Raw genomic sequence first — 8,020 nt, 5'->3', positions numbered from 1 at the left:
ACCACTTGTCGCAATGAAAGCCCTGTAACCTTAACTGGTTACGGGGTTTTTTCTTTTTACACGCTTGCGCATGGCACAGCCATTCAGGGCGCCCCCTTCTGACCAATGCGCTGGTGTTGCATAGGATGTCGCAAAGCCATTCGCCAAGGCTGCGCGACTGGATTATGAAAAGACATGACCAGCAAGCGCAATTTGGGATTGCATAGCTGCAAGAAGGTTTTGGACCCATGAAGAAAATGGCACTTGATGGCACCGATATCCGCATTCTTAGTGCGGTTCAGCACCATGGCCAAATCAGCAAAACCAGGCTCTCCGAGCTTGTGAACATTTCTGCAACCGCCTGCTGGGCGCGTTTGGATCGGCTGAAAGCGGCGGGATTTATTCGCGGCTACCATGCTGATATCGCGCTTGAGCAGATTGTTGATTTTACCCAGGTTGTCGTGACGCTTTCGCTGACCCATCATCGCAAGGCGGACTTCGATCGCTTCGAGGCCTTTATCCGCAGCTTAGACGAAATTACCGACTGCGTCGCCACGGGCGGCGGCATGGATTATGTGTTTGAGGCGATAACCCCCAATCTGGCCGCCTTTCAAACCTTGATGGAGACAATGCTTGCTGCCGAGCTGGGGATTGACCGCTATATGACCTACATCGCCACACGGCGGGTCAAATCAAGCCGGCCAAACCTGACGAAACTTGCTGCGAAAAATCGCAGTTAGGCCTCGCGGTCTGATCAGACGGTTCGGCCCCCCTAAAACCGTCTAAACATGCTTTGCCTTGCTGCTTTTCAGTCCGCCCTCTTCCGATAATTCACTGTAGATGTTGACCGGAATTCGGCCACAACGGGCCATCGGGAAACAAGGGCAAAGACCATGACGCAGGCAGATGATTTCGGTTTTGGAACGCAAATTCGCAAGTCCCCCTATTTTGACGCCACGCTGCGTTGGGGGGCCAAGGGGTTTTCGGTTTACAACCACATGTATATCCCTCGCGATTTCGGAAACCCCGAGCAGAATTTCTGGAACCTTGTGAACGATGCGATCCTTTGCGATGTCGCAGTCGAGCGTCAGGTCGAAATCACTGGGCCGGATGCGGCAAGATTTGTGCAAATGCTGACCTCGCGCGATCTGTCCAAGATGGCGGTGGGGCAGTGCAAATACATTCTGATCACCAATGCCGAGGGGGGGCTGCTGAATGACCCGATCTTGCTGCGTTTGGGGCAGAATCATTTCTGGATCTCTTTGGCTGACAGCGACATTTTGCTTTGGGCGCAGGGCGTGGCCGTGCATGCCGGGCTGGATGTGACGATTGACGAGCCCGATGTCTCGCCTGTGCAATTGCAGGGGCCAAAGTCGGGCAAGATCATGCAGGCGCTGTTTGGCGACAGCATTCTGGATCTGAAATACTACTGGCTGCGCGAACTTGAACTTGACGGAATGCCGCTGCTGGTGTCGCGCACGGGCTGGTCAAGCGAGCTTGGTTACGAGATCTATCTGCGCGACAGCGCCCATGGCGATGCGCTGTGGGAAAGGATCATGGCGGCAGGCGCGCCCTTTGGCCTCAAGCCCGGCCACACATCTTCGATCCGGCGGATCGAGGGCGGCATGCTGTCTTATCACGCCGATGCCGATGCAAAGACCAACCCGTTCGAGCTGGGGCTGGACCGCTTGGTGAACCTTGACATCGAGGCGGATTTCATCGGCAAAGCGGCCTTGCGCCGGATCAAAGCGCAGGGGCCAAGCCGCAAGCAAGTCGGCCTGATCCTTGATGGCGCGCCCTTGCAGGGCCCGAACACCGCCTTTTGGCCGCTGCAAAAAGACGGCGTGACGATTGGCAAGGTGACCTCGGCGATCTATTCGCCGCGTCTTGAAAACAACATTGCGCTGGCGATGATTGCGTCTGAATATGCAGGTCTTGGCACCCAGCTGACGGTTCTGACCAAAGCTGGCGCGCGGAGCGCCACCGTTGTTGAACGGCCGTTCTATGACCCGAATAAGAAAATCGCCGCCTCTGAAACCACCCTTCTGTAACGTTTGAAAAGGCTCTAACCCATGCAAAATGCCGTTCAGGACAGCGCTATCCTTTTGCAAGAAACCGAGGATAGCGGCGTTTTGCGTCTGACCCTGAATGATGCAAAGCGGCGCAATGCGCTTTCAGAGGCGATGATGGCGGCCCTAAGCGCAGCCCTTGACGCGGCGGGCAGCAATCCCGCCGTGCGGGTGGTTGTGCTGGCCGCCAAGGGGCCTGCGTTTTGCGCCGGCCATGATCTAAAGGAAATGACGGCGGCGCGGGCTCATACCGATCGGGGTAGGGCCTATTTCACCACGGTTCTGGCCAGTTGCTCGGCTCTGATGCAGGCGATTGTGCATTGTCCCAAGCCGGTGATCGCCGAAGTTACCGGCATTGCAACCGCGGCGGGCTGCCAATTGGTGGCAAGCTGCGATCTGGCGATTGCTGCCGATACCGCGCAGTTCAGCACGCCGGGGGTGCATATTGGCCTGTTCTGCTCGACCCCGATGGTGGCGCTGTCGCGCAATGTTGCAGACAAACACGCGATGGAAATGCTGCTGACCGGCGAGATGACCTCGGCCGCGCGGGCCGCCGAGATTGGGTTGATCAATCGCGCTGTTGCCGCCGATGATCTGCGCGACGCGACCATGACGCTTGCGCGGAAGATAGCTTTGAAATCCAGCATGACCTTGGCGACAGGCAAGCGCGCCTATTATGCGCAGCGCGAGTTGGGGCTGTCTGACGCCTATGCCTATGCCTCGGCTGTGATGGTCGACAATATGCTGACCCTTGATGCCGAAGAAGGCATCGGCGCTTTTATCGAAAAGCGCGCGCCAAAGTGGCAGGATGTCTGACCCCATGGCACAAAATCCCTATAACACCGATCTGGACCGCACTCCGGCCAATCACCAACCCCTGACGCCGCTGACCTTTCTAGAGCGTGCGGCCTCGGTCTTCCCCGACCATACTGCGATTGTGCATGGGGCGCTGCGGCGCAGCTATGCCAGCTTTTACCAGCGGGCGCGGCAGCTTGGCTCGGCTTTGGCGCAGCTGGGCATCGGGCGGGGCGAGACGGTCTCGGCGCTGTTGGCAAATACGCCTGCGATGTTGGAATGCCATTACGGCGTGCCGATGTGTGGCGCGGTGCTGCATTCGATCAACACCCGTCTGGATGCCGCAATCATCGCCTTTCAACTGGATCACGCCATGGCGCGCGTGGTGATCGCAGACCGCGAGTTCATGCCGCTGCTGCAACAGGCTTTGGCGCTGGCCCAGGTGAAGCCCGTTGTGATCCAATATGATGATCCCGAATTTGATGGGCCGCAGGCCGAAACGGACGCCAAGGATTACGAGGCGTTTTTGGCAGGGGGCGACGCCGATTACGCTTGGCTGATGCCGAATGATGAATGGGATGCGATCTCGATCAACTACACCTCGGGCACCACGGGCGACCCTAAGGGTGTGGTGTCGCATCATCGGGGCGCCTATCTTTTGGCGCAGGGCAATGCGCTGACCGCCTCGATGCCGAAACATGCGGTTTATCTTTGGACGCTGCCGATGTTTCATTGCAACGGCTGGTGCTTTCCCTGGACGCTGTCGGCGATCATCGGCACCCATATCTGCCTGCGGCAGGTGCGGGCAGAACCGATCTGGGCAGCGCTTGCAGATGAACGGGTCACCCATCTTTGCGGCGCGCCGATTGTGATGTCGCTGATGATTGCGGCGCCCCAAGCCGCCAAGCGCAGCCTTGATCATCAGGTGCAGTTCTTTACCGCCGCCGCGCCGCCGCCCGAAAAGCTGCTGGCCGAGATGAAGGCGGCGGGCTTTGATGTCACCCATCTCTATGGGCTGACCGAAACCTATGGCCCTGCGGTGGTAAATGACTGGCACGAAAGCTGGTCTGACCTGCCGCTTGACCGTCAGGCGGCGCTGAAATCGCGGCAGGGCGTGCGCTATTTGCCGCTCGAGCAGCTGGATGTGCTGAACCCCGAAACCCTGCTGCCGGTGCCGCGTGATGGCCAGACCATGGGCGAGGTGATGTTTCGCGGCAATGTCGTGATGAAGGGATATTTCCGCAACCCAAAGGCGACGCAAGCGGCCTTTGCCGGTGGCTGGTTCCATTCGGGCGATCTGGGCGTGCGACATCCCGACGGCTATATCCAGCTGAAGGACCGATCCAAGGATGTGATCATCTCGGGGGGCGAGAATATCTCGTCGATCGAGGTTGAAGAGGCGCTTTATCGCCACCCCGCCGTTGCCGTGGCCGCCGTGGTGGCGATGCCGCATCCGAAATGGGGCGAAACCCCCTGCGCCTTTATCGAGCTGGCCCCCGGACAGGCAGCGGATGCAGCAGACCTAAAGGCTTGGTGCCGCAAAGAGCTTGCCGCCTATAAGGTGCCGGGATGCTTTGTGTTTACGACCGTTCCCAGAACCTCGACCGGAAAGATCCAGAAATTCCTGCTGCGCGAACAGGCAAAGGCTTTTGCAACCGAGCCTGCGCCTTAACCCCCAAGCCCCAAACTGCCGTCGGTGGTGCGCCATATTATAGCAGCGGCGACCCTTTGGAACGGGCCGCCGCCCAAGACGTTTGCTGATGCTGCAAGGCTTAGTCGGCGGCTTCTGCGCCGCCCTTGTCTTTTGCAATCTCGACGCTGATGGGGGCAAAGCCATCGGCTTTCAGCATCACAGAAAAACTCTTGGCGGCGGTGCTGGTGGTATAGATCGAATTGGGATTGGCACGGAAATGCCCTGCAATGGCGGCATCGTCAAAGTGGATGCGCGCCTCGCCGCCGGCGGGCAGCGCAAAGCCCTCCAGCTTGCGAAAGCTGGCCTCGACCTTGCCGCTGTCGCCGTCCTTGATCGCATAATAGATCGAAAACCCCGCAAGCGGCGCGGCACCGGTATTGCTGACCAAAAGCTCTAGATGGTCGCTGGCGATTTTATTGGCGGCATAATCAAAGTTATTTTCCACCAAGGCTTCGCTGATCGCAAAGGGCGCGGGCGCGCCTGTGGTGTCGATGGGATTTGCCAGAAAGGTCGGATCGGCATCCATAAGATCGTTTTGCCCGTCGCCATCAGTATCGGCAACCATCGGATCGGTACCAAGCAGCACCTCGGCACTGTCGGGCACGCCGTCGCCATCGCTATCGGCGGCGGTTTGCGACAGACCCGGGCTTGCCAGCGTCAGGCCAAGCAGGGATGCAAACGCAAGGGTCGAGAGGGTATGGTTAAGTGACATGTGAGATTTCCTTCGAAATGTCAGGCTTTTGCAAGCCGGTTGGGGTTCAGGGGAAGCGCTAGGGCAAGGCTTGCCAGCCCCAGCGCGGTAAGGAATATCCAGACCAGATTGCCAAACATCTCGGTCAGGATGGGGGTTATGGCCATGCCGGTATAGGTCGGCTTGATGCCAAGGATGGCGAAGCTGAAGCGTTCGAAATGCTTGGTGACAGACCCCGCTTCGATGCCATTGCGCAGGCTTTCAAAGTTGGCAAAGCGCTTCATGATTTCGGTTTGATCGGGCTTGGCGATATGCAGCTGGGCAAAGACACCACCCGCAACCTGATTGTCAGGATCAAGCGTGTCGCCGATTTGCGGCGCGATCAGCACCAGCAACAGCCAGACCGCAAAGCCCGCCAACAGTGCATGCGAGGGCTGGCGCATATGCAGGGTCAACACAAACCCCAGCAGGAAAAAGCAAGCGGTGTAGATCAGCGCCACCGCCCAAACCAAGCCGATGCGCAGCAAATCATTGCCCCCCAGCCCCACGCCCGAGGTCAGATGCAGCAAAAGCGCAAGCCCCGCCAGCACCACAGCCAGACCCACCGCCAGCAGCGCAAAGCCCGCCAGCATCTTGCCCGCCACAAACTGCCAGTTGCGCAGGGGTCGTGTCAGGATCAGCGCCAGCGTTTGCCGCCCTCGCTCGCTTGCCGCCGCGCGATAGCCGATCAGAATGGCGATGGCGGCCCCGATGATCTCGATCTGCTCGATCGCGCCACGCAGCAGCCGCAGGGGGTAGAACTCGGGCGCTTTGATTGCCGCAACGGATTTGCCAATCGACAACAGCGTGGCCTTTGCGGCCGCATAGGTGGCAAGGTCGCCGCGCAGGGCGATGGCGCCGGTCGCCAAGGCCACCGCGGCGGCAAGGCCCAGAAAGCCCGTCACAAGCAGGATAAAGCGATCTTGCAGCGCGTCGCGGATATCTTTCGCCGCGATAATGCCAATGGGGGTCAGGTTAGACATCAAACTCTCCTTGCGTCATTGCCATGCGCGTCAGGGCGCGCCAGGCCAGACCGCCTGCGGCCAGTGTCAGCAAAATAAGGCTGGCCACCGGCGAGATCACTGAGGGCGAGGATAGGCCCTGCGGCAGGTAATCCAGCAGATTGGCCGAGGCGAATTTATAGGCATCAGCCACAGACAGCGGCCCCAGCAGCGCGCCGCTCAGCTGGAAAAAACCGGTGTCAGGCGCTGCGGCCAGGGCCGAAATCGGGTTGATGGCCGCGGTTGGGTTCAGGTTTGCGGTCAGCTGCGGCAGGATGAAGCTTGCCGTCAGCCACAGCGTTACCGGCAGCAACAGACCCACGGTTTCCGATTTCGCCCAAGCCGCCGAGGCCAGCCCGATCAGGCCAAAGCAAGCCATGTAAAGCGCGCTGATCGCCATAAAGCCGGCCAATTGCAGCCATTGCGCGCTGGTCAGGCGCAGCGCTGGCAGCAAAAGCAGCGTCGTCACCGCCATCAGCGCTGCCACAGCAATCAAGCCCAGCACCAATCCCAACAGTGCGGCGATCTTGCCATCGGCATAGGCGCTGCGGTGCAGCGGGCGGATGCCGATCAGCGGCAGCACCCCCGCCTTGCGGTCGATGCTGACCAGACGGTTGCCGATCACAATCGCCGCAAGCGCGCCGATCAGCGCCACATAAACCGACATATTGCGCATCAGCGCCAGCGGCGAGATCTCGAGCACCGGATTGCTCGGCACCGGCTGCCCCGCCGCTGCCAAAAACGCCGCTGCTTGCAGATAAATCTGATTGACCGTCGATGTGGCCTGCCAACCCAGCCAGGCCGAGATCAGCACCAGCACGACAAACAGCACCGCCAGCAAAGCCACGGTACGCTCGCGCAGCACAAATCGCGCCGACTGGCTGGCGATCAGCCAATTGGAGGAAAAATCTGACATCAGGCCACCTGTGCCAGACGGCCCTGCGGCGTCAGCGACAGGTAAAGCGCTTCAAGCGCCGCCTCATCGCCATAGCGCGCGGTCACGGCCTCGATCCGGTCGTGGTAGACCAATTTGCCGTGGCTCAGCACCGCGATGCTGGTGCAGGTCTTGGCAATTTCAGAAATCAAATGGGTGTTCATAAAGATCGTCATGCCGAAATCGCGGTTCAACCGCGTGATCACATCGCGCAGCATCTTGATGCCCATCGGGTCAAGACCAGAGCTGGGTTCGTCCAGAAACAGCACCTTTGGCTGGTGCAAGATCGCTTGCGCAAGCCCGATGCGCTGGCGCATGCCTTTGGAAAACCCAGCCACCCGCGCGCTGGCAAGTGCGGCGCAATCCAGCAGCTCCAGCACCTCGGCGACACGGGCCTTTGGCCTGTCGACGCCTGACAGCCGCGCAAAGAACAACAGGTTTTCGGCGGCGGTCATCGTATCGTAAAGCCGCACGTTTTCAGGCACATAGCCAATAGAGCGCCGCACTGCCAAAGGATCAGTGCAAATGTCATGCCCCGCGATGGTGGCGCTGCCAGAGCTGGGGCGCGCAAGCGTTGTCAGCATCTGAAGCGTGGTGGTTTTGCCCGCGCCATTATGGCCCAGAAAGCCAAAAACCTCGCCCGCCTCGATGGTCATGCTAAGTGCATCAAGCGCGGTAAAGCCGTCGAAGACTTGGGTTAATCTGTCGATCGTGATCATAGGGTCCGGCATTGCGGTGTCCTTTGCTTGAGGGAAGCTGTCAGCTTGCCCCGCTTGTGACGTTGCCAAACCGCAAGCGCCTTTCGGCGGCCTTACAATG

8 protein-coding genes are annotated in these 8,020 nt (G+C 59.6%); 4 read left to right on the top strand and 4 right to left on the bottom strand.

The window, feature by feature from the left end; all coding sequences use genetic code 11:
* The first annotated feature begins 227 nt into the window (after positions 1-227).
* The 4 genes from V7Q10_RS15270 (at position 228) to V7Q10_RS15255 (ending at position 4,515) form a co-directional block, all read left to right on the top strand.
* Positions 228-719 carry an Lrp/AsnC family transcriptional regulator gene (locus tag V7Q10_RS15270; RefSeq protein WP_333869997.1) on the top strand — a complete coding sequence of 164 codons (492 nt, stop codon included), beginning with the start codon at positions 228-230 and terminating at the stop codon, positions 717-719.
* Positions 720-872: 153 nt separating this feature from the next.
* On the top strand, positions 873-2,030 hold the full coding sequence (locus V7Q10_RS15265) for a glycine cleavage T C-terminal barrel domain-containing protein (RefSeq protein WP_333869996.1): 1,158 nt from the start codon (positions 873-875) through the stop codon (positions 2,028-2,030).
* A gap of 21 nt (positions 2,031-2,051) precedes the next feature.
* Entirely contained in the window at positions 2,052-2,864 is an 813-nt protein-coding gene (locus V7Q10_RS15260) for an enoyl-CoA hydratase (RefSeq protein ID WP_333869995.1), read from the top strand.
* Positions 2,865-2,868: 4 nt separating this feature from the next.
* Positions 2,869-4,515, top strand: coding sequence for an acyl-CoA synthetase (locus V7Q10_RS15255; RefSeq protein ID WP_333869998.1), 1,647 nt, complete (start codon positions 2,869-2,871; stop codon positions 4,513-4,515).
* Between the two features lie 100 nt (positions 4,516-4,615).
* Here the strand turns inward: V7Q10_RS15255 and V7Q10_RS15250 are convergent, their stop codons facing one another.
* Genes V7Q10_RS15250 through V7Q10_RS15235 form a run of 4 tightly spaced genes read right to left on the bottom strand, consistent with a single transcriptional unit; the run spans position 4,616 to position 7,932 of the window.
* A complete protein-coding gene (locus V7Q10_RS15250) occupies positions 4,616-5,248 on the bottom strand; it encodes a hypothetical protein (protein ID WP_333869994.1) in 633 nt (210 codons plus the stop codon).
* A gap of 20 nt (positions 5,249-5,268) precedes the next feature.
* Complete coding sequence (locus V7Q10_RS15245) at positions 5,269-6,249, bottom strand: ABC transporter permease subunit (RefSeq protein WP_333869993.1); 981 nt, start codon at positions 6,247-6,249, stop codon at positions 5,269-5,271.
* Positions 6,242-7,183, bottom strand: coding sequence for an ABC transporter permease (locus tag V7Q10_RS15240; RefSeq protein ID WP_333869992.1), 942 nt, complete (start codon positions 7,181-7,183; stop codon positions 6,242-6,244). Before V7Q10_RS15240 ends, V7Q10_RS15245 begins: the two co-directional genes overlap by 8 nt.
* Entirely contained in the window at positions 7,183-7,932 is a 750-nt protein-coding gene (locus tag V7Q10_RS15235) for an ABC transporter ATP-binding protein (RefSeq protein ID WP_333869991.1), read from the bottom strand. Before V7Q10_RS15235 ends, V7Q10_RS15240 begins: the two co-directional genes overlap by 1 nt.
* Positions 7,933-8,020 lie beyond the last annotated feature (88 nt).

The sequence above is a fragment of the Cypionkella sp. genome (assembly GCF_036782355.1).
Taxonomy (GTDB): Bacteria; Pseudomonadota; Alphaproteobacteria; order Rhodobacterales; family Rhodobacteraceae; genus Cypionkella.
This window is presented reverse-complemented; position numbering and strand designations above follow the sequence as displayed.